Consider the following 21696-nt stretch of genomic DNA (forward strand, 5'->3'; position numbering starts at 1 on the left):
AATCGGGAGTTTTGATGGCTGTTTACTTTTGGTGGCTGGATTACTTTACCCCGGCGGGCCGCGCCCTTGCCGCCTTGTTCTTGCTGGCCATGTTTGCTGGGGTGGTGCCCGGATTCTGGGCGGCCTGGATTTTTGCGGGCGTTGACTTTCTGCTTTTCTTGGGGCTTGTCTTTAGCCTGTTCGGAACGGCGAAGCGGAGCAAGATTTGGATTGAAAGCGTCTCGGTGAATCGGGTTCGCGAAGGCGAAACGGCTACGGTGACCGCTTATGTGGCAGTGCGTTCTACGATTGATTGCGTGACTTTGGGGGCGAACCGTTTGCCGCCCTCGCTCACAGGCGTTGAATCGGACCGCGAGAAGATTAAGAAGGGCGAGCCGCCGCGCAAGATGGAATGCCAAGTGCTTACAACGCGCCGCGGCTCCTTTATGCTTACGAAGGTGTCGGCAAATGTTCCCGAAATCATGGGACTTTTACGCTGGCCTTACGGCTTTAACGGCTCGGTGGAATTGCTGGTTTACCCGCGTGTGCTCAAAGTGCAAGATTTCCCGTTTCTGACGCAGGGCGCTTCGGGCATGGTGTTTGCGCCCTTCTTGATGCCGAGCCTGACTCGCGGCATGAATTTTATAGGCGTGCGCCCCTACCGCGAAGGCGATTCCTTGCGAGATTTGCACCACAAGGCCTTTGCCCGCTACGGAAAGCCTTTCACGAAGGAATTTGAAGTGGAACGCGGCGCAGGTGTGATTCTGCTCCTGGATACCGCAACTCCGAATTTCAAGTCGCGGCAGTACTTGGAGCAGGCCATTCGCATGACGGCGGCTGTGGGCGAGTGGCTCTTGGACCGCGAAATTCTCGGACGATTCTTTATCGATAGCGAAGAGATTGCTTTGGACGGCGGCAGCGAAAGCCGCAAGAATTTGCTGGATGCTCTGGCGCGAATTCCGGCGGCATCGCTGGCGTACGGAAAACAGCCTAGCCCTTGGACGCCTGCGGCAAGGCCCATGGATCCCGTGCTTCGAGTGGGGCTTTACGCCAACGAAGATTCCTTCGTCAACAAGCATCTCGTGGTGGGGAATTATCCGGCTTCCACCGAAGATAAACTGCTGGTGGTTTCGCCTGAAGATTTGGACGGCGAGAGGGTGACGCTATGATGGTTCGCGAGAAAGTCGACATCCGCTACGCCTTCAAGGTGCTGTTCCTTTGCGTTGCCTCGGTGAATCTGGGCAATACCTTTGACTTTTTGTGGCTCGGGATTTTATTTGCGGTTTATTTTATTGTCATTGGCGTGTTGAATGCTACGCGCCGCCGCGAATTTGCCAAGCGCCCCCGTTACAACAAGATTCTGGCTTACGGCGCGATTGTACCTCTTGCGCTCTTTTGGGTGATGACGCCTTCTGTAGAAAATGGCGTGTCTCCTTATCTGATTTTCTTGCCGGGAATTTACCTGCTGTATTTGGCGGCATTGCAGGAGCGAAGCCGCGGAAATGGTGGCTTTGAGGCCTTTGTGGCCTTCGATGGCGTGGCTGCCTTGTTGATGGGAATGTACATGGTGCCTCGCGGTTGGGCGCCTGTGGGGCTCGTGGGATTCTTGTTGGCGTTGTGCGCTTACAGCCGTCGCGGAACTGCGCCTTATAAGTATGTGCTCTTTTTGCTTGTGATTGCCGGTCTCGGCGGTATTTCTTATGGTGGCTGGCTTCACTGGAAGAATCAGCGATACCGTTACGGTGCCAAAATGGCCGAAGAGTATTACCAGCGCAATCGCATGATGGGCTTTGATCCGGTGGCTGCTCTGGGTAGCTTTGGGAGCAATTATAATTCCCGTTACAATAGCCAGGTGGTGTTGCGTGTGTGGGATAAAAATCCTTCTCGCTACCTTAAGGCGGCCAGTTACGAAAAGTATGTGGCAGGCATCTGGAAATTGCCGACGTCCTTTGCGAAAAGGCTTTACCCTGCTTATTACCAGGTGGACTATGCCGTGTTCGAAACGGTGGATTCGTTGACCAAGACAGATTCCCTGCGCGAAGTGGAGCAGGTTTGGGTACAGTCCACATTGGATAATTTCGGCTTTGCCTTTGCGCCTTATGGAGCCGTGGGCTATGCCGCGAAGGATGTGGATTCGCTTACTTATTATGCGGGCGGCATGGTGCAGGGCCTGAACGGGAACGGAAAACGTTCGGACTGGCATTATTTTAAGTGCAGGCCTGTTTCGGAAGAGAAGGCTCCGCGGGCTTGCTCCTTGCCGGATACCTTGCTTATGCCGAGTGCGGGCGACTTGATGGTGGGCAAACGCTACTGGCCGCTGATCGATACGGTCATTGCCGCGATGGGGCTGCGCGACTCAGCCTTAGCGGACTCGGCCGGGGAATCCTCGGATTCCGAGGTGCTCCAGAAAATCCTAGCCTATTATCTTGCGAACTTTACCTATTCCCTGACGGTGCCGGGAATTTCCCGCTGGGAAGGTGGCGGGGGCAATGTGGAAAAAGATCCCTTGTCAATTTTCTGGCGCGAAAAGCAGGGTTTCTGCGAATATTATGCGACTTTGGCGACGCTGGTGCTGCGCCGTTTGAATATTCCGGCAAGGTATGTGACGGGCTTTGCGAATCCCGAAGTGGCGGAAGGACGACCCTATTCCATTTTCCGCCGCAAGCATTCGCATGCATGGGTCGAAGCCCTTGTAGATGGTCGCTGGGTAATCTTCGACCCGACGCCTCCCATTTTGCCGCAGTTTGCGCAATCGCCTAGCTGGTGGAGCGTCAAATGGGAGGGCGTGCGCGGGCGTTTCGCCCGCGTGATGCATGCCCTTAAGGAAGGCGAATGGCGTCGCGTCGTAGACAATTGGCAGAATCAATCAACCGCACTCTTGGAAAGCCCGATTCTTTATGCGGTGCTTGCCATTCTTGTTGCGGGCTTTGCTGGCCGCAAGATTTATATTGCGTATAAATTAAGCTCCAAGAATCGCGCCTATGTCTCGGCGCGGTCTCTAGAATGGACAAGCAAGCTTAACCGCGCCGAGCGGGATTTAGCCCGCGCTGGATTTAGGCGGGAGCCCGGCGAAACGGTCGGCAAATTTGCCGCTCGCGTTCGGATTGCGCTTTCACACCTCGCCGAGGACCAAACCTCTCTCAAAAAAATGCAGAAGGCACGCCAGGCCTTGGGAATTCTTGACGACTACGAAGCCAACCGCTGGGTTAAATAAATATTTTACTATCTTGTATTTCAAAAAAAATCAGGAGATTATATGTCTGTTCAAGTGATGGTTAATGGTATCCCGGGTAGCATGGGCCGCATCGTGGCCGAAACCTGCGTGGCTCGCGGCTTGGAACTCGTCCCGTATTCTCTGACGGGTGAAATTATCGTAGAAAACGAAGCCGAAGTCGCCGGCAAGACCATTCAACTCTTGAAGCCGAGCAATCGTGAAGCTCGCATTGCTGAAGTTCTTGAAAAGTACCCGAATGTGATTTGCATTGACTATACGCACCCGACGGCAGTGAACGACAACGCCGCCTTCTACGTGAAGCACAAGATTCCGTTTGTGATGGGCACTACCGGTGGTGACCGCGAAGCTCTCGCCAAGCTCGTTGCCGACGCCAATCACCCCAGCGTCATCGCCCCGAATATGGCAAAGCAGATTGTGGCTTTCCAGACCATGATTGAATTCTTGGCCAAGGAATTCCCGACGGCATTCAGCGGCTACAAGCTTTCTGTGGTTGAAAGCCACCAGAAGACCAAGGCCGATACGAGCGGTACCGCCCGCGCTGTGGTGGGTGACTTCCAGAAGATGGGCTTTGACTTCTCTGTCGATGACATCGAAAAGGTCCGCAACGAAAAGGAACAGATGGAACGCATGCATGTGCCCGAAGAATACCTCGGCGGCCATGCCTTCCACACCTACAGCCTCGATAGCGCCGACGGTACGGTTCACTTCGAATTCCAGCACAATGTCTGCGGCCGCAAGATTTATGCCGAAGGCACTGTGGACGCTGTGAACTTCCTCGCTTGCCACATTGCAAACGGAACCGCCAGGCCCTTCAACATGATGGACGTGCTGCGCTCCGGCAAGATGCGCTAGATCCTTCGACTGCGCTCAGGATGACACCTTAGATGCGTTCGTATATCCTCCGACGCCTGCTGCTCATGATCCCGACGCTCATCGGGATTTCGCTGGTGTGTTTTATACTCATCCAGCTGTTGCCAGGCGGTCCGGTGGAAGAAATGATTTCCCGTGCCCAGCAGGCCGCGGCCATGAAGGGCGGGGTTGATGCCTCCAAGGCGCTCTCTCCCGACCAGATTGCACAAATCCAGGCGTACTTCGGTTTTGACCAGCCCGCTTGGAAACGCTACCTGACTTGGCTCTGGAATGTTCTGCATTTAGATTTGGGCTCCAGCTACACTTATGGCCTCCCCGTGTGGGACGTTATTGTGAGCCGGTTCCCGATTTCGCTCTTCTTTGGCGTGACTTCGTTCTTCCTGAGTTACCTTGTCTGTATTCCGCTGGGCCTCTGGAAGGCGGTGCATCACGGCAGTAAGCTGGATTCCTTCAGCTCGGGCGTGATTTTCTCGGGCTACGTGATGCCGGGTTACGCTCTCGGTATCTTGCTGATTATCTTCCTCGCGGGCGGTTCATATCTGGATATTTTCCCGTTGGGCGGCCTCACCAGCGATGACTTCGAGGACTTTAGCTTTTTCGAAAAGATTGTAGACCTGGGACATCATTTGATTCTGCCCATCTTCTGCTACATGATTAGCGAATTCGCCTTCCTCACGTTCCTGATGAAGAATTCTGCGCTGGAAGAGTTGGGCAAGGACTACATGCGTACTGCCCTTGCCAAGGGCATGAGCTTTAACCAGGCGCTGGTGCGCCATGCGCTGCGCAACGCCCTGATTCCCATTGCCACCCGTCTTTCCGAGATTTGCACCTTGATGTTTGCGGGCGCGCTCCTCATCGAAAAGGTCTTCGATATTGACGGCATGGGCCTGCTTTATTACAACTCCATGGTGAACCGCGACTATAACGTGGTCATGGGCGTCATCTTCCTGAGTAGCTTGATGGCTATGATTGGGCGCCTGTTTAGCGATATCCTGTACACTCTTGTGGACCCGCGCATCAAATTTTCTTGATTTGCTATATTAGATAGCATGAGTAACGAAATTGTTTCGCCTGTTATTGAAAAGTTTTTGAAGTCCCGCGGCTATGCCGATTACGAAATAACCCCTATTGCCGGTGCCGGTTCGGGTCGCAAGTACTACCGAATTGCCTCGGATAAGCAGAGTTCTGTTCTGCAGGTTTCTGCCTCGGTCGATGAAGATTTTAAGCGCTTTGTGGATTATGCCGAAGCTTTCAATTCTTTTGGTCTCCCTGTACCGCGCATTTACTGCGTAGATGAAGCCTCCTGCTCGGTGCTTCAAGAAGACCTGGGCGCCCATAACTTGCTCGACAACATTGTGACGCCGGGTTCCGAAAAGAAGACGGGCAACGTTCGTATTCTTTACCCCGAAGTCATCGATTCCCTGATCAAGTGGCAGAACATTTCCCGCTCGCTTTTTAGTTCTCGCTCTGACCTCTGGCTCCGTCGCTTTGATTTCGCTGCTCTCAAGTGGGAAACGGACTACTTTACCGAAAACTACTTGAAGAATTTCAAGGGCATTCAGGAACTTCCCGAATATGTGCGTCAGTTCTATTCCTTGATCGCTGTTTCTGTGGAAGCCCAGCACAAGGTCCTGATGCATCGCGATTTCCAGAGCCAGAATATCATGGTAAAGCCCAATTCCGAAATTGCATTCGTGGATTTCCAGGGCGCTCGTCGCGGTGCCATGTTCTATGACTTGGCCTCTCTCCTGTGGGATCCCTACGTAGAACTTTCCCTGACCGAAATCAAGGACTTCTTTGAATACTGGCGCGTTTCTTATCGCGAAACCAAGACTTACACCAAGGAAGATGCCTGGGAAGCCTTTATTCATGCCAGCTTGCAGCGCGTGATGCAGGCCATGGGTGCTTACTGCTTCCTCAGCAAGGTGAAGGGGATCCAGAAGTTCGAACAGTACATTGAACCGGGTAAGCGTCAGCTTCGCGTTGTGTTCGATGAATTCAAGAAGATTGCCAAGGCAACTTCTCCGAAGGTGTTCGACTTCATGGAAAATGCGTTGGTATAAATGCAACCTATATACGTAAAACACTACTCGGAACCCGAGTCTTTTGCAAGGGCTTTGGGTTTCGCTTACGATGCCCTTGTACATGGCCCGGTCAAGTTCGATGCCATGGCTACATGGAAGTCCCTGTCGGAACGTGTTTCCCAGGGAATCTACATGGGCGAGGGCTTGCTTTTGCCGCATACCCGTGTACCGGGCCTTCCGCAGCCCCTGTTTGCTTTTGCCGTTTGCCCCAAGGGCTTTACCGACATTGCCGTAAAGGCGGGACAGGTGCCGCAGTACATTTGCCTGCTGCTCTCACCGGCGGAGTCTGCCACTTGTCATACACAGTTTATCGCAAATATTGCGCGTAAGCTGTTGAACCCGCAGTGGCGAACTCAGGCCTTAGAAGCAAAAACCCCCGAACAGCTGAATGCTCTGTTCGAGGATTAATTCCCGTTGTCATTTTATTCAATTAGTACTGGAAGCTTCCGCCCACCATGGCGCGGAAGCCTTCGTAATCACCGAAGTAACGGTCGTAGCTTGCGCGGAAGGTCATCCAATCCCAGGGCTTGATTTCGATTTTACCGCCGAGCTCCACGTAGTGCAAGGTGGTTTTGTCGTCCAAGAATTTCTTGTCGGTGGCGCTTTCGGGCGTGTGCATGTCGGTGATGTTTCCACCGAAGGCCGTGTCTTTTGCGACGGCGCTTGCATGGAGCGTTCCCTTGAACAGGGCGTCTTTCAGGAATCCGCTTTCCACCTTGTAAAGACCACTGACTTCGCTGTAGACTTCCTGGCTGTTCGGGCCGAGATCGGTGCCGAGGCTTTGGGAGTAGCTGCGGTAAGTGTAGCCGCCACCCTTGTGGTGGGTGTAGACCCAAGGTTCGACGCGGGTGTATTCTAGGTACCAGTTCCAAAGGGTGCTGCCGAGTTTCAGGCTGTCGCGGGCAACGCCAACGGAGGTGGCCCACTTGTTGCCCCACCAGCCGTCATCGAACATGGATGTGGGGGACTTCATATCGTCCCACAAGAGTTCTCCGTAGAATTCCCAGTTCGGAATAGTTTTTACGCTCAAGTCGAAGGCCAGCGAAATGTTGTCCTGGTCGCCCTGCAGGTGTTCCTGGAAAACGTAAGGGATAAAGGGAATCACGTAGGCCCATTCGAATTCGCGACCGGTACTGTCGGCGTCTTCGTTGGGGTTCGGGTAGTCTTCGGTGGTGCTTCCGTAGAGGGCCGTTTCAGAAAGACCAAGTGTAATGTTTTTTGGAAGGCTCAGGTCCAAGCGGTGGACGTGCATGTACTTGCCGAAGTTTTTCTTTTCGAAAAGCTTCATGGCGTACTGGGAATAAACTATGGGACCTAATTCAAACTGGTAGCCGAAATAGGGCGTGGGTGCCGGTTCATAAATGCGGCTGGTGCTGTCTTGCCACGGGCGGTAATTGTTCTGCTCACCCCGCAAGATCACATGGTTTCTGCGGGCGGGGCCCATGCTCAAATAGTCGAAACCGGCGAGGAGTTTCACGGCATCCAGGTCGTAGCGGGCACTGGCGGTAAAAATGTCCCAGGTGCGCTTGTTTTCGCTTTGCTTGTTGTAGGGGACGCCTTCGCTGGGGTTGTAAAAGTTGTCGTAGATTTCTTTGTTCGTGTGGTCCGTGCTCACCTTGACGCTGGCGTTGAACAGGAATCGTTCCGTAAAGTGTCCGTTCAAAAACAGGCGTACCGATGCTGAGTTGTCATAGTGAGTCGGGGCGTTGGTCAGGTTCGTAATGGCAAGGGAATCCACCAACTGCGCGCCGATGTTGACTTGATGGTGACGGGCGGAATCAGCGAAGCTAATATGGGACCCCTGGGCGAATGAAAAATGCATCAGTCCCAGTACGATGCCTGCAGTAATGCTAATCCTGAATTTCATAATAACCCCCGTTACGTTCAACAAATTTCTTGAAAAGCTTTTTGGAAAGGGTGATAGCGATGATTGTTGTAACTCTAGAAAACTGGAGTCGCTTCAGTCGCAAAAGGAGACTGATGACAAATCCAACCAATACGCTTGCTGTAGGGAATCCGTTTTTCAAGGCGAAGTGGATTCGGTTTCGAATCATCAGGCAGTCAATAAAAAAGGGAACGGCGCCCTTTGCGATTTCGCTTCCGGTAGAAGAACCGATGTCATGCCAGATGACGCTGTCTGTTTCCCAGGCCAAAGTAAATCCTTTTCGCTTGGCCTTCCAACAGTAGTCGCTTTCTTCAAAGTACAAGAAATATTCTTCGCTTAAAAGTCCCGTCTTTTTCAGACAATCCGGAGAAATCAGGAAGGATGATCCTTCCACGTAGTCGAACCCCGTGTCATCGGGAGAACTGGGCCTACGCACGGTTGCCAGTTTCGGGTGAATAAAGCATACTCCGCCCGAAAATTCCCCGTTGGCTTTTTTGATCTGGGAACCGGTAATGCCTGCCTGGGTGGCGATGGCTTTTTCCAGCAATTTTTGGAGGGCGTCTGCTTCGGGAAGGGTGTCGTTGTTCAACAGCCAAATGTAGGTGTTGGCGAATTCTTCTCGAAGGGCTCGGATTCCCTGGTTGCAGGCGGCGGCAAAGCCCCTGTTTTCAGTGTTCCATATCCAGCGGACCTGAACGCCGAAGGTTTGGCTCAAGAAAAATTGTTTTGATTCCTCGGTGCAGGCGTTGTCCACAACGCAGACGCATGCGGGCTGAATCGTACTCTTTTCAAGGGCGCGTAGGCAATCTACGGTCTTTTGTTCGTTCTTGAAATTGACGAGGATGACGCAGACAGATGAACTCATTCAGAAATACCCTTCTTGAACGCTTCCAAGAATGCTCTGCCCATTTTCTGTTCCGGTTCCAGGTGGGCGCTTTCTGCCCATTCGTTCCATGCGTTCACAAAGAGGAACTGGTTGTCTTCGCTTCTCTTGCGTACAATATTTGCTGCATCTCGTACCCAGTTGGCAAAATCGGATGGGTTGTCATTCTGGATAATGGTGGCTGCTTTTCTTCTGGGAGAATTGTCCCAGTTGGGGAAAACCGTGGGGTAGTGATGCTCGCTGAAGGTCTCGTAAAGCTTCAGGACATTCTTGGCGACGTCGGTGTAGCGGAGGCGAAGTACGGAGTAAACCTCTGGGAGGCCGATTTTCTTGGCGAGGCTGTTCCATTGGCGCTGCAACAGGCGAATGCCCTTGCCCAAAGCGGAGCGTGGCGGGTACTCGGTGTTGTTGGGCTGAAAATCCACAATGTCGTTGATGCCATAAGAGGCCAGCTTGTCGTCAGGAACATCGCAGGCAAAATTGCGTACCGCAAAAACACGGACTCCTTCGAATCCCGCTTTCTGGGCAGATTCATTCAGGACTTGGACAAACTTTGCCGGGTTGTCCATCTTGCCGACACGGTAAATGATGAATACCGGCTTTCCCTGGGATTTCAGGTAGCGGGAATCCTTGAAAATCTCGCACAGGTAATCGGCATGGCGCTTGGAATCTTCGTCGCTGTAAACCTGTTCCATCAGGATTTCGCGGTCTTTGCCGTCCCATGCCCTGGACCAGGTCTCGTTTGCCCAGCAAAGGCAAAAGGGCATGTCGCATGCCTTGTCCGCAAGGAGCTTTTTCAGGGGAGTTTCCAGGAGCTGCTTGCCGTTGAACCAGTAGTGGTAATAGCAGAAGGCGTCGATGCCGAACTGTTTCGCCAGAGCGGCCTGCTCGTGACGGGTTTCGTCACAGCGCAAGTCGTAGAATCCCAACTCCGCCGGAACCTGGGGTTGGCGGTGTCCTTTGAAAAGAGGCTTGGCGCGGCTCACGTTATGCCATTCAGTAAAACCGTCGCCCCACCAGCGGTTGTTTTCCGGTATCGGATGATATTGCGGTAAGTAGAATGCGATGGTCTTCATTTATCTTTTCCAAAGAGAAGGTGTACGGCGGGCGAGCCCAATATCGAAAAGAGAACTTTCTTGAATCGGCGTTCGGAATGGGAGAACAGGTGTTTCCTTGAACGGATTAAGAAAACGGTCGAAGTCAGCAAAATGGGGAATTTCGATCGGCGGTGCCAATAATGGTTTAGTTTTTTCAGGAACTTTAGCTGAGCAGAACTTAAGTTCAGTAAGCCACTTTTTTCAAGCAGCATGTCGGTCCAGGCGATTTGGCGACGGCAGGTTTCATCAAAACTGAAGGGGGTCCCTAGGCCCACAGAGTTCTCGTCGTGCAGCCGGTATAAGATGACGGGTTCCTTGAGAGCGGTTACCTTCCCATGCTGGGCGGCTAGTAGTCCAATCCAGGCATCATGAACACCGACGGCAGGGGGAATGGGCAAAACGTATTTGAGTAGGCTTGCCCTAAAAAGGGAAAGACAGCCCGTCACATTGTTTGTTCCGGCAATCCTTGCTTCGGTCGTGAGCTCTGTAGGAATGTTCGAAATGTTTCTCCAGGATTCGGCTATCGTTTTGCCGCTGGCATTGATTACCTGGGCGTCTCCGAAAACGAGAGCTGGTTTTTCGCCATTTCCCGTTTCCATGGCCTTTTCAAGAATTTCCAACTTTTGCGGCAACCAGACATCGTCCTGGTCGGCCAGGGCTATCAGGTCGTTATCTTCCAGTTGGGGCTTTGCCAGTTCCAGGGCTTTTGAAAAGGCGGCTCGGTGTCCTGAATTTTTTTCGAGACGGGTCACTTGGAGGGGCAAACGCTCCCGGTAACTTTCTAAAATGCCAGGGGTGCTGTCTTTGGACCCGTCGTCTACGGCTACAATAAAATCGGCTTGCCTTGTCTGTGCCATCAACGAATCCAGCATCTGTGCCAGATACTTTTCTCCGTTGTAAGTTGCAAGAACAATGCCTATTTTAGCCATACAATGAATATAGCAAATCGAATATTCTATTTTTGAGTTGATGCGGAAGATTTTATTTGTTTGCGACAAAAACGAGTGTACGAGTTTTGGACGATTGACCTTGAATCTGGTCAAGGCGGTTGCCGGGGAATTTGAACCCCATGTGCTTTGGCTGAAGACGCCGAAGTTCTTTGGGACGGCGGCCCAGTCGAAGGCCACTCCTTCAGATAATCCGGCATTCGTTTCTCACGAAGTCTGGGCGAAATCCCTTTATACAGGCTATCTTAGCTTCCGTTCTCCGCTGAAAAAACTGGTCAAGAAAATCCAGCCGGAAATTGTCTTCTTTATCCGTCCTGAATTGGGATTCCTTGTGCCGGTGGTTAAGGGGCGCGCAAAGACGGTGATGTTCGTCCATGACACATTTGCCGAGACTTTGTACCCGAACAGCATGAAGTTCAAGTTGCTGAACCTGTTCTATATTCGCCCCACCGTCAAGGCTGATTCATTTGTCTATAATTCGGGCTGGACTCGCAGCGAAGCCGCTGGCCATTTCGGCCCGCAAATGTCCCAGAAACCCGGTGCCGTCATCGGTTGCCCTATCGATAGCGCCCTGTTTAACAAACCCGAAAAAGTACCTACTTTTGAAGAGAAAAAAATGTTCCTTCGCAAGTACGGAATCAAGAATTTTGACGGCATGTGCCTGAACGTGAGCCTTGATGAACCCCGCAAGAATATCGAGACGTTCTTTGAAATGGCAAGCCTCAGGCCGCAAGTGGCCTTTGTTCGCGTAGGTAAGTTCTCGGAACGCCTGCGTGAAATTGTGAATGTCAAGAAACTCTATAACGTTTATCATTTTAGTCAGTTCCAGGCCCAGGAATTGCGAGACTTTTATCGCCATGCAGACTTGATGGTGTATCCCTCCCTTTTAGAAGGCTTTGGACTTCCGCCAATCGAAGCGATTGCTTGCGGAACACCGTCGGTAGGGGCGGCGACCTCTGCTGTCAAAGAAAATCTTGAAGGCGTATGTCCGCTTATCGATCCGCCGACGGATGCGGAGGCCTATGCCCGCGTCCTTGACCGCGTGCTCGCTGGCGAAAGCGTGCTGGATAACGAAAAAGCAGCGGCCCTTCTGGACCACTGCTCCATGAAATCGTTCAGTCAGCGCGTTCTTACTTTCTTTTCCACACTTTAATCAGGCTGTGGTTCTGGCGGGTGGCTAGCCAGAGCGTCGGCCAAATCAGAATCAAGTCGCGAATCAGGCTGGTCCAAGCTTCGGCCTTATCGTGGGCATCGCCGTCTTCCAGCTCGAAGCAACCGCAGGTAATTCCTAGGTCGTTGCCCAGGGCCCAAGTGAGGGCGATGATAAAGCTTACGAACATCCAGAAAATGGCGAAGGCCGATTCTCGCACGAAGGGCGTTACAATCATGGCGAGGCCAAACCAGAATTCAAACTGGGGGTACACCAGCGCAAAGAAGTTGTTCACGCTTTCCAGGTGCAAAGCGGGGAAGAACTGGTACTGGGCCACCAGAACTGCAAACTGGTGCGGGTCCTGAATCTTGTAGATGCTGGCGAAAATGAACATGCCGCCAATGCCCACGCGGAACAGGGTTTCCAGTGCGCGGACAGCGAAGTCCTTTTGCAGGCGGTAAGCCGGAACGCAAATACCCGTGGCGATGATGATGGCGCCGAGACCCACTTGAATATTGTAGCGGTAAGCCTTGGGCCAAATGTCAATCAGCCAATCTTGGTCGGTAAAAGTCAAGAAGGATTCCGGGAACGAAATTTCGGCGACACCGATGGCCACGAGAATCGAGGCTACCACAAGGAGTGCTGCAGAGATAATGGTCTTCTTCATTACAGCACCTCGTCCGGCTTGGCGAGAATTTCCTGGCTGCCAATCCAATCGACAGACTTGGAATCTTCAACGCGAATGTTGTTGATGACGGCAAGGGCGATGCAGAAAGCTGCAATTCCGAGCAAAACAATCCAGTTCAGGGATTTTAAGTAATTCTTGAGGTAATCGAATACTTTAAGTGCAATTGATTTCATATCCATAAGATACAAAATCTTCGGTCTTATTTAGTCCACAGGCTCTTTTCTTTTTCAATAAACTTCGCGAAATCTTCGGGAGCTACCGGCTTGGAGAAGAAATAACCCTGAATGACATCGCATCCCATTTTCCTAAGGGTTCGCAACTGGGCCTCCGTCTCGACGCCTTCGGCAACGCAGGGAACCTTCAAGAACTTGGCGATGTCGATAATCAGTTCCACCATCCTCTTGTTCTTTTCATGTTTTTCCATGTTGCGGACGAAAGACATGTCGATTTTGAGAATATCGATAGGAATTTCGGTCAGCATGCCCAGGGAGGAATATCCGGTGCCAAAGTCGTCCATTTCGATCTTGAAGCCTTTTTTGCGCATGCTTTCAAGAACTTCGATTAAACCCTGGGCGTTTTCGGAATAGGCGCTTTCGGTAATTTCAATCAGGTACTCGCTAGGCGAAAGGTTGTTCTCTTTCAAAATATTGCAGAACTTGTTTTCAAGATCCGGGTCGTAAATATCAATGCGTGAGACGTTTACCGAAACCGGAACCGTAAAGTCGTATTCATCTTTCCAGCGGCGGATTTGGGCGGCAGCCTCTTTCCACACGTAGTAGTCTACCATCTGAATCAGGCCGTTGGATTCGAACAGCGGGATAAAATCGCCCGGATTGATAAAACCCAGTGTGGGGTGAATCCAGCGGATTAGGGCTTCGGCGCTGCGCAAATGGGGCTTGTCCCCTTGGATGGCATATTTGGGTTGGTAGAAAACCTTCAAGTCCTTGTGTTCAATGGCTTCGTAAACGTCCCTGATCAGGCGCTCTTCGCGAAGGTGCTTGCTGTGTAATCCACTGTTATAGACTGCAACCGAGGTTGTATAGTTGCCGCCAATGCGGACGCATGCGCTCTTGGCCCGGTCAAACCAGGTTTCGGGGTCTATCATTCCTCGTTCTACGTAATGCCATACACCCACTCGGACTCGGATATTGCTGACCTTGATATTGTGGGCAAGGATAGCTTGGAGTGCTGCCTGAAGTTCCTGGTAGTCATCTTGGTGAATGCAGTAGACAAAGAATATGTCTGCGCCTGCACGGCAGGCAATGGCATTCAGGTTGGTCAAAATCTGTTGTAGATAGGCGCCGATTTCTGCCAAAACCTGATCGCCGACACCTCGGCCGTAAATCTCGTTGATCAGGCGGAAATGTTCGATGTCAATGACAATGGCGTCGCGGTCCGAGCCCATGTCCAACGGGATAATCTGCTTCAGGTATTCAAAGAAGTAGTCAATGGTATAAAGTCCCGAGAGCTTGTCCCTTTCGGTTTGCGAAATCAGGTTCTTGTTTTCGTACAGCGATAGAATGCGTTCGCAACGGGCAAGAATGATGTCGGGGGTGTTCAGGGGCTTTCGGATGAATTCGTCTGCCCCTAGCTTGAAGCACCCATTGTCGGTTCCTTCTCCGGTAATGACGATGACTGGAATTTCTTGCAGGGCATTCTGCTCTCTTCTCTGTTTTAAAAATTCAATACAGGCGTTGTCAGGGAGGCTCAATTCCAAGAAAATAAGGGAATAGGTAATGTGAGAATCCATCAACAGAAGCAGGGCTTCTTGGGTATTTCCGACAACGGTGATGTTATAAGACTCTTCCAGAACATTTTGCAAAATTTCCTGGCAATCCGGATCGTCTTCAATCACCATGATATTTAGTCTAGACCTAAACGTTGACATCTCTTTTTCTCGCTTCGTAAGATAAATATATGTAAAAAGAGCTTCCCGAGGTAAGTCGGGGAGCTGTTTGAGGCGGAATTTGTATCCTTTCGGTTTATAAAAACCCTTATAAGATGAATGTCGTTCTTTGCTATATAATACGCGTTGTAGCATGTTTTCATAAAAAAAATCAGAAAAAATTTAAAACTGTTTGATTGGGGTGAATTTTTCAATTTTGGGGTTGTAAAAGGTATTGCATCGTGTTTTTTTTAATTTTAATTTATAAGTGTGAACGACGATAATAAACTGTTTTGGTTAAGGAGGTTTCTATGAAAAACAGTATTTTCCCCGCTTTTGTATTTTTGGCATCAACCATGAGCATGGCGGCCGGCTCCCTTTGGAATATGGATGTCGATGCTTACCAGGTCCAGATTCCTTGCGTTGGCTTCTGTGAAGATATCGGTTGGTGGTATGCCTATGCCGGTGACAGCAAGAATGGTCAGACGGTTTCGTTTGAACCTATTATAAAGAATGATGACGGCTCCTACAAGCTGATTATGGCCAATGAGGAAGACGGGAACATCATTCCCAACGGAAACCTTGTAGAAGAAGTTGGGCTTCGGGTGACGATGTCTGCCGCAGGCGGCTCTGACGAGGCCCCGGCTATTGCCGGTTTGGGTTTTGATTGGACAAAGAAAAAGACCGCAATAGATATTTCGGCCCATACTGGTTACTGTATCGGCTATTCCTGGGATGGTTCCATTCCCCTGCAGATGGAACTCGGCTGGGACGAAGATGCCAACGGTTACGACACTTGGTATGCCGAACTTCCTGCCAAGGATTCCTTGCTCGACCTTCCATGGGAAAAGTTCAAGCAGGACGGCTGGGACGAGGCCAAGAAGCCGATTTCAGTTGCCAAGGAACAGTCTGTATCTCTGAAGATTCGTCTGAAGAACTCTAAGGCCGACGAAGTCAAGGGAACCCTGACCATTAAGCAATTGGGTTGGTCTGGTGAATGTGGTGGCTTTGGCATGGATGCTGTCGGTAGCATTGCTAAGGCTTCTTCTGTCAAGGCGATGCTCTCTGGCCGTACCCTCTCCTTCTCTGGCGTTAAGGCGGCCAAGGCTGAAGTGCTGAACCTCCAGGGACAGGTTGTTATGAGCGGTTCCACAGCTGCTGCCATGAATCTCGCTGGCCTAGACGCCGGTGTGTACATGGTCCGCGTTGCCGGTGCAAACCTCACTCAGAAGATTCTCGTCAAGTAATTTTTTCTTGAGGTAAACTTTTGGGCCCCGCTTTAAATGCGGGGCCTTTTTAAATATAAAAAAACACCCTGCCGAAGCAGGGTGTCCAAACTATTGTTTGCGTGCTTACTACCTGGAGTAGTATTCCACGACGAGCTGTTCTTCGAGCTTGACCGGGATCTGATCGCGGAGCGGGAGCTTCACGAGAGAGCCTTCCATCTTGCCAGCGTCAACAGTCACGTATTCAGGGGCAGCCGGAGCGTTAGCAATGGCTTCCTTGATCTGCACGTGTTCCTTAGAACCTTCGCGAACTGCAATCACGTCACCGGCCTTGATCTGGCGAGACGGAGAGTAGCTGCGAACACCGTTCACGGTGAAGTGGCCGTGAGCGACATACTGACGAGCAGCGAAAATCGTGCGAGCAAAGCCCATGCGGTAGACGAGGGCGTCCAGACGGGTTTCGAGCAAGATCATCAGGTTGTCACCAGCAGAACCGGCGCGACGGTTGGCTTCGTCATAAGCCTTGGCCAACTGAGCTTCGGAAATGTTGTAGGTGAAACGCAGACGCTGCTTTTCAACGAGCTGCTGCTTGTACACGGAAGAAGACTTCTTGCGGGTCTGGCCATGCTGGCCGGGTGCAAAGTTACGGCGATCGAGAGCCTTCTGAGTCTTCTGAGAAACGGCGAGTCCGAGAGAACGGGCTACCTTACCTTTTGGTCCACGGAAAGAGGACATGTTTACCTCGTTAAAGGAAGCTCTTTGGTTTACATGCATGTTGGCAGAGCTTGGCGCGACATGCACTCATTGGAGTCCCATATATAGCAATTTTTGGAGTTTTTTCAACCCGGACTGCCTTCCGAGGTCGGTTTTGTTATATTAGGGGCATGGATTGGAACGAAAAACAGCTGAAAGAACCCCGTTTGATTGACATTCCCATTGCCCATGACCAACGTGGTAACCTGAGCGTGGTGGAGGGTGGCGAACTGGTGCCCTTCGATATCAAGCGCGTGTACTACCTGTACGACGTTCCCGGTGGCACGACCCGCGGCGGTCACGCCCATAGGAACCTTCGTCAGCTGATTATTGCCGCCAGTGGCAGTTTCGATGTGGTTCTGGACGATGGAAAGACCCGTACCAAGTATTCGCTAAACCGTTCCTATCACGGTCTCTATATTCCCACCATGCATTGGCGCGAAATCGAAAACTTTTCGTCGGGTGCGGTGTGCATGGTTCTTGCGTCCGAACATTACGATGAATCGGACTACATCTACGACTACGAAGCCTTTGTGAAAGAAGCTTCCGTCCATTAGCTTTACTTTGTATAAAACGCGTTGACGCAAGCCTTTGCACCCAGGGATTCCTTGAATCGGTGCAGGCTCTCGTTCAAATATTCTCCACCGTTTTCGGTAGAAATGCCCCATGAAATTTTCTCGTAGCCTTCGAGGGCTGCTTCACGCATGACGCGCACATACAGGGCTATGGTTGGCTGGAATTTCTCGTAGTCTGGGTGGGGGGCAATGTATTGGGCGTGAATGGTCTTTGTCTTTTTAAACAAGAATAGCATCATAGCAGCAACCAGCGTGTTCCCGTCCCAGATTCCGCGGAAACGGATGTTTTCAGGAATACGGTTATTCTTCAGGTCATAGAGTTCCTGCAGGGTGTGAACCGGATGCACGTTGTGCTTTGATTTCGAAATTTCCAAGAAACGGTAGAAGGTTTCGAAGTCCGTGTTTTTTTCGACGTTGCCAAAGGTAATGTCTGCTATTTCGGACTTCTTGAAAATACGGCGGCATTCCTTGTCGCAGTTTTCAAGAGGGTCAATACCGGTCTGTAGCGTAGAATAGGAACTCAGTTCCGTATGGCGGGTGTATCCCATGTGTTCCAGCGTGTATTCAAGAAGGTCCGGGCTTTCTTCGGCAAAAATTGCCGGAGTAATCTTGAAGCGAATATTCTTGAATCGATCGGCGAGGAACTGGTCCGCTTCTTTCAGAATTTCAAGAAGCCTGGAACCGCTGTAAAACGATTTTGCGATAATGGGCCCGCCAAAAGTGGTCCCCGCATGAGAGATAAAAGTTTGCTCTTTTGCCACGCCCGGGAAATAGGCCACGATGGTTCCGCTCTTTTCAAGCGCGAAACTGGCGTCGGTAAAGCGGTCTGCCGGGTGGTAGTTCAAGAATCGTCTGGTCTGTAAAAAGGTTCCGTTGACAGATTCGTGCTCCACAAAATGGTCTAGCCGCTTATCCAAATCCGGGCTGTATGGCAAAAAATCGTACATGTTCCTTAAAATAGCAAAACTTGTTTTTATATAACCAAGGGGTAATAACCTCGAACCACTTTTTTGCTATTTTCACAAGTAATGATGCAGGTTCCTTTTTATTCGCTAGATTACGTGGAGCGTGATTTGGGATCGTCTTTAGGGAAATCCGTTGACGATGTTCTCAAGTCAAATTGGTTTATTCGTGGTAGCCGCTGTGCCGCTTTTGAAGAAGCATTTGCCGCCTATTGTGGTGCGAAGGCTACTGTGGGCGTAGGCAATGGTCTCGATGCCCTTACCTTGATGCTCCGTGCCGAAATCATTCTCGGTCGTCTGGCCGAAGGTGACGAAATCATTGTTCCTGCGAATACCTTTGTGGCGACTGTTCTGGCGGTTCGCGCGGCAGGCCTTGTTCCTGTGCTGGTGGAACCGAATCGGGACACTTGTGTCCTGGATGTTTCCCGTTTGGCAGAAGCCTGTTCCGAAAGAACCCGCGCCATTTTGGTGGTGCATTTGTACGGTCGCCTGGCTGACATGCTCGCCATTTGTGATTTTGCGAAGGCTCGCGGTCTGCTCGTATTCGAAGATGCTGCCCAGGCTCACGGCGCAAAATTGGTTGCCTCGACAGGGTGTAAATCCAATGCGGCTGCCTACAGTTTTTACCCCACCAAGAACCTCGGCGCCATGGGCGACGGGGGAGCGGTGGTGACCGATGACTTGGAACTTGCCCAGGTGGTAAAGTCCCTTGGCAACTACGGCTCTTACGAAAAATATGTGAACAAGTATGTGGGGGTGAACTCCCGCCTTGACGAAATTCAGGCGGCCATCCTGCTCGCGAAACTTCCGCATCTTGATGCCTGGAATTCCCGCCGTCAAGAAATCGCGGCCCGTTACAATGCCGAAATCAAGAATCCTTTGGTGCGAGTGACGCCCATTCCGCAGAATCCGCAGTCGCATGTGTGGCACGTGTTCCCGGTTTTCAGCGAACGCCGCGACGAACTGCAAAAGTTCTTGAAGGCCCGCGGAGTCGAAACTCTGATCCATTACCCGATTCCGCCCCATAAGCAAGAAGCTTTTGCGGGGGCTGACTCTCGAGGCGAATTGCGCTACGGACCGCTTCCGATTGCCGAAGAATTGGCCCTTACGGAGCTCAGCATTCCTATGGGCCCGTCCATGACTGATGAACAAGTCGCCTACGTCATCGAAACCATCAACGCTTTTACGCCGTCATTGTCATCCCCGGCATCCTCTTTGTCATCCCCGGCTTGACCGGGGATCTCACATCCCATGTCTACTGATCTGAAATTTTCAAAACTTTTTGCGGGCTCCGGTGCAGTCACCTTGTTTAACGCCCTCCGTGCGTTTGCCATAAACAAGTTGTTGGCTGTTTTTTTGCCGCCGGCCATGTTTGCTTGCGTGGGACAGTTCCTGAATCTCATGAGCATTGGGCAGGCAACTTCTTCTTTGGCGCTGCAGAATGGCTGGACCGCTCTTACTGCCCAGAACAAGAATTCCACGGATAAGTTGCTTGGCGTGTGGCGCGGCGGTCTTCGACTTACCACGTTTGCAAGCCTGTTCACCTTTATTGTAGCACTTTTGTTTTGCTTCATGGCGCCTTTGCAAACCTTGTTGCCGGGGGTGCCGACTAGACTTGCCCAGGCGGCAATCTTGTTCGCACTTCCTGGAATCTTTGCCACCAACGTGATTACCATTGCGGCGGCAGTGATGAACGGTCTCGGCGAAAATCGCAAGTGGGCGTTAATCAATATCGTGACATCGATGTGGCAAGTCGTGTGGGTTGCCTTCTTTTTGTACACGCGACAGCTCTCGGTGCTTTCGATTATTGCCACCCAGTCGGTGGTGGCGGCCTTCTTTGCAATTCAAATAGCAAGACGCGCGGGCTTTAGCGTCAAACGTATTTGGAAAACGGCTCTTGATACGCGTGGCCCCTGGATGTCTTATGCCCTTATGGGAATCATTCCCATGGTGGCATCTCCGGTTGTTCTCACCTTTATGCGTACGACTATCGCAAACCATTTTGGCTGTGATGCGGCGGGCATTTGGCAAAGCGTGTGGAAAGTTTCTGACTTTCTGTTCATGGCCATGTCCGCCATCTTGACGGTGATTCTTTTGCCCCGGGTTTCACCCCAAATGAGCCGTTCCGATTTCTTCAAGATGTTCCATCCGCTCTTGCTCCGCATTATGGGAATTGCCCTTGTGATGATTGCGGTCTTGTACTTGGGCCGTAGCATCTTGGTGCAGGTACTGTTTTCGCAGGCTTATATGGGTGCGGTAGATTATTTGCCGATTCAGCTGGTGGGCGATTTCTTTAGGGCCGGCGGCTTTGCGCTTGCTTTGGTGCTTATTGCCCGTCGCGAAACCGTTGCCTTCCTTGCTACTGAAATCGGGGCCGAAATTCTCCTGGCGGTGGGCACTTTTGTCGGTATTCGTTTTGTTGAATTTAATGCGCCCATGCTGGCCTACGCCTTCGAAAATCTTGCATACTTTATCGTTCTTTATGTACTTGTGTGGAGGCTTAAATGGAATACTCCGTAACAAACATGTTTGCCGAAAAAATGACGGAAAACGTTTACGTGAAAGCCTTTGCGCAGGGCGAAGAAACCGAACAGCGTGAATTTCCGCCGGTGGTTTCGGTGCTGCTGGCCAGTTACAATCATGAAAAGTATGTCGAAGCGGCAGTTCGTTCTGTAATGGAGCAAAAGGGTGTCCCTTTTGAACTCATTGTTCTCGACGATGGCAGCAAGGATTCTTCTCCCGAAATCTTGGAAAAGCTATCTGCCGAATTCAAGTTCCGCTACATTCACCGCGAAAACAAGGGCGTCATTGCGACCTTGAACGAAATGCTTGAATTGGCTCGTGGAAAATACTTCTGCACCTTTTCGTCCGACGATATCATGCCGCCGGATCGTCTTAAAAAGCAGTCTGACTATATGCTTTCCCACCCGAATGCGGTAGCCTGCTTTGGGCAGGTGAAACCCATGAGCGAAGCTGGCGTGGTCGAAGACCATGTCGATGCCGTCTACATGCAGGCGGTTCCCGAAATTCATTTCGAGGAAATTTTCCTGGGAGAAAAGGCCCTCCACGGTTGCGCAGAAATGTTCGTGACCGAAAAAGTACGCCAGTTGGGTGGTTACGATACTCGTTTCTTTTTCGAGGACTTTCCCTTGTATTTAAGGGTGCTTTACGAATTCGGACCGCAGCCGGTATCTGCCGATATCGTGTGTTGCTATTACCGAGAACACGGCGACAACATGCATTCCAATCACAGCCGTATGTACACCGAGTTCCTGCGGATTATCGGACTGTACAAGGAGCATCGCCTGTATCAGAAGGCCTTGAAAAATTGGAAGGCCAAATGGTTCTCGGCTCTTGCCTATGCCCAGAAGGGGGAGGCCCTGAAACGCCTTCCCCAGCTTGCATCCTTGAGCCCGGTGTTCTTGAAGCGTTTGCCCAAGTTGTTTATTCCGAGAATATTCCTGAAGCGGTAAGTCC

The 21696-nt window shown here is 51.3% G+C and carries 21 protein-coding genes; 12 read left to right on the forward strand and 9 right to left on the reverse strand.

What is annotated here, in order from left to right; genetic code table 11:
* Positions 1-14 precede the first annotated feature (14 nt).
* From ACJMNB_RS12180 to ACJMNB_RS12205, 6 genes are read left to right on the forward strand one after another with little or no spacing between them, the layout of a single operon-like run.
* Complete coding sequence (locus ACJMNB_RS12180) at positions 15-1148, forward strand: DUF58 domain-containing protein (RefSeq protein WP_405342828.1); 1134 nt, start codon at positions 15-17, stop codon at positions 1146-1148.
* On the forward strand, positions 1145-3193 hold the full coding sequence (locus tag ACJMNB_RS12185) for a transglutaminase domain-containing protein (protein ID WP_405342830.1): 2049 nt from the start codon (positions 1145-1147) through the stop codon (positions 3191-3193). Before ACJMNB_RS12180 ends, ACJMNB_RS12185 begins: the two co-directional genes overlap by 4 nt.
* A gap of 42 nt (positions 3194-3235) precedes the next feature.
* On the forward strand, positions 3236-4066 hold the full coding sequence (gene dapB / locus ACJMNB_RS12190) for a dihydrodipicolinate reductase (RefSeq protein WP_405342832.1): 831 nt from the start codon (positions 3236-3238) through the stop codon (positions 4064-4066).
* Between the two features lie 32 nt (positions 4067-4098).
* On the forward strand, positions 4099-5115 hold the full coding sequence (locus tag ACJMNB_RS12195; protein ID WP_405342834.1) for an ABC transporter permease subunit: 1017 nt from the start codon (positions 4099-4101) through the stop codon (positions 5113-5115).
* 18 nt (positions 5116-5133) lie between these two features.
* Positions 5134-6147, forward strand: coding sequence for an aminoglycoside phosphotransferase family protein (locus ACJMNB_RS12200; protein WP_405342836.1), 1014 nt, complete (start codon positions 5134-5136; stop codon positions 6145-6147).
* A 54-nt stretch (positions 6148-6201) separates the two neighbouring features.
* Positions 6202-6576 (forward strand): PTS sugar transporter subunit IIA, encoded by a 375-nt coding sequence (locus tag ACJMNB_RS12205; protein ID WP_405342838.1) that lies wholly within the window; start codon positions 6202-6204, stop codon positions 6574-6576.
* Positions 6577-6598: 22 nt separating this feature from the next.
* On the opposite strand, the gene ACJMNB_RS12210 is transcribed toward ACJMNB_RS12205, so the two are convergent.
* Genes ACJMNB_RS12210 through ACJMNB_RS12225 form a run of 4 tightly spaced genes read right to left on the reverse strand, consistent with a single transcriptional unit; the run spans position 6599 to position 10962 of the window.
* Positions 6599-8035 (reverse strand): hypothetical protein, encoded by a 1437-nt coding sequence (locus ACJMNB_RS12210; protein ID WP_405342840.1) that lies wholly within the window; start codon positions 8033-8035, stop codon positions 6599-6601.
* The gene (locus ACJMNB_RS12215) at positions 8019-8918 is read right to left on the reverse strand and encodes a glycosyltransferase family 2 protein (RefSeq protein ID WP_405342842.1); all 900 of its coding nucleotides are present in this window, start codon (positions 8916-8918) and stop codon (positions 8019-8021) included. The genes ACJMNB_RS12210 and ACJMNB_RS12215 overlap by 17 nt, the downstream gene beginning before the upstream one ends.
* On the reverse strand, positions 8915-10012 hold the full coding sequence (locus tag ACJMNB_RS12220) for a glycoside hydrolase family 99-like domain-containing protein (protein WP_405342844.1): 1098 nt from the start codon (positions 10010-10012) through the stop codon (positions 8915-8917). The genes ACJMNB_RS12215 and ACJMNB_RS12220 overlap by 4 nt, the downstream gene beginning before the upstream one ends.
* Complete coding sequence (locus ACJMNB_RS12225; RefSeq protein WP_405342846.1) at positions 10009-10962, reverse strand: glycosyltransferase; 954 nt, start codon at positions 10960-10962, stop codon at positions 10009-10011. Before ACJMNB_RS12225 ends, ACJMNB_RS12220 begins: the two co-directional genes overlap by 4 nt.
* Before the next feature lie 40 nt (positions 10963-11002).
* On the opposite strand from ACJMNB_RS12225, the gene ACJMNB_RS12230 reads away from it, so the two are divergent.
* A complete protein-coding gene (locus ACJMNB_RS12230; protein ID WP_405342848.1) occupies positions 11003-12133 on the forward strand; it encodes a glycosyltransferase in 1131 nt (376 codons plus the stop codon).
* Here the strand turns inward: ACJMNB_RS12230 and ACJMNB_RS12235 are convergent.
* The 3 genes from ACJMNB_RS12235 to ACJMNB_RS12245 are packed head-to-tail and all read right to left on the reverse strand — an operon-like array spanning position 12111 to position 14676.
* Positions 12111-12797, reverse strand: a complete 687-nt coding sequence (locus ACJMNB_RS12235) for a MauE/DoxX family redox-associated membrane protein (protein ID WP_405342850.1) — start codon at positions 12795-12797, stop codon at positions 12111-12113. The two genes, ACJMNB_RS12230 and ACJMNB_RS12235, sit on opposite strands and share 23 nt — an antisense overlap.
* Entirely contained in the window at positions 12797-12991 is a 195-nt protein-coding gene (locus tag ACJMNB_RS12240) for a hypothetical protein (RefSeq protein ID WP_141225553.1), read from the reverse strand. The genes ACJMNB_RS12235 and ACJMNB_RS12240 overlap by 1 nt, the downstream gene beginning before the upstream one ends.
* A 26-nt stretch (positions 12992-13017) precedes the next feature.
* Positions 13018-14676 carry an EAL domain-containing protein gene (locus ACJMNB_RS12245; protein WP_405342852.1) on the reverse strand — a complete coding sequence of 553 codons (1659 nt, stop codon included), beginning with the start codon at positions 14674-14676 and terminating at the stop codon, positions 13018-13020.
* A gap of 338 nt (positions 14677-15014) precedes the next feature.
* Here ACJMNB_RS12245 and ACJMNB_RS12250 point away from each other — a divergent pair, with 338 nt between their 5' ends.
* A complete protein-coding gene (locus ACJMNB_RS12250) occupies positions 15015-15950 on the forward strand; it encodes a T9SS type A sorting domain-containing protein (protein WP_405342854.1) in 936 nt (311 codons plus the stop codon).
* 108 nt (positions 15951-16058) lie between these two features.
* On the opposite strand, the gene rpsD is transcribed toward ACJMNB_RS12250, so the two are convergent.
* Positions 16059-16664 carry a 30S ribosomal protein S4 gene (rpsD, locus tag ACJMNB_RS12255; RefSeq protein WP_405342856.1) on the reverse strand — a complete coding sequence of 202 codons (606 nt, stop codon included), beginning with the start codon at positions 16662-16664 and terminating at the stop codon, positions 16059-16061.
* 149 nt (positions 16665-16813) lie between these two features.
* Between rpsD and ACJMNB_RS12260 the strand changes: the two genes are divergently transcribed.
* A complete protein-coding gene (locus ACJMNB_RS12260) occupies positions 16814-17239 on the forward strand; it encodes a sugar 3,4-ketoisomerase (protein ID WP_405342859.1) in 426 nt (141 codons plus the stop codon).
* Between the two features lie 2 nt (positions 17240-17241).
* On the opposite strand, the gene ACJMNB_RS12265 is transcribed toward ACJMNB_RS12260, so the two are convergent.
* Entirely contained in the window at positions 17242-18204 is a 963-nt protein-coding gene (locus tag ACJMNB_RS12265) for a GNAT family N-acetyltransferase (protein WP_405342880.1), read from the reverse strand.
* An 84-nt stretch (positions 18205-18288) separates the two neighbouring features.
* On the opposite strand from ACJMNB_RS12265, the gene ACJMNB_RS12270 reads away from it, so the two are divergent.
* From ACJMNB_RS12270 to ACJMNB_RS12280, 3 genes are read left to right on the forward strand one after another with little or no spacing between them, the layout of a single operon-like run.
* A complete protein-coding gene (locus ACJMNB_RS12270) occupies positions 18289-19452 on the forward strand; it encodes a DegT/DnrJ/EryC1/StrS family aminotransferase (protein WP_405343338.1) in 1164 nt (387 codons plus the stop codon).
* Positions 19453-19470: 18 nt separating this feature from the next.
* Positions 19471-20739 carry an O-antigen translocase gene (locus tag ACJMNB_RS12275; RefSeq protein ID WP_405342893.1) on the forward strand — a complete coding sequence of 423 codons (1269 nt, stop codon included), beginning with the start codon at positions 19471-19473 and terminating at the stop codon, positions 20737-20739.
* Positions 20724-21692, forward strand: a complete 969-nt coding sequence (locus ACJMNB_RS12280) for a glycosyltransferase family 2 protein (RefSeq protein ID WP_405342895.1) — start codon at positions 20724-20726, stop codon at positions 21690-21692. Before ACJMNB_RS12275 ends, ACJMNB_RS12280 begins: the two co-directional genes overlap by 16 nt.
* Positions 21693-21696: the final 4 nt, after the last annotated feature.

The organism is Fibrobacter sp., from assembly GCF_045131395.1.
In the GTDB taxonomy this organism is placed as follows: domain Bacteria; phylum Fibrobacterota; class Fibrobacteria; order Fibrobacterales; family Fibrobacteraceae; genus Fibrobacter.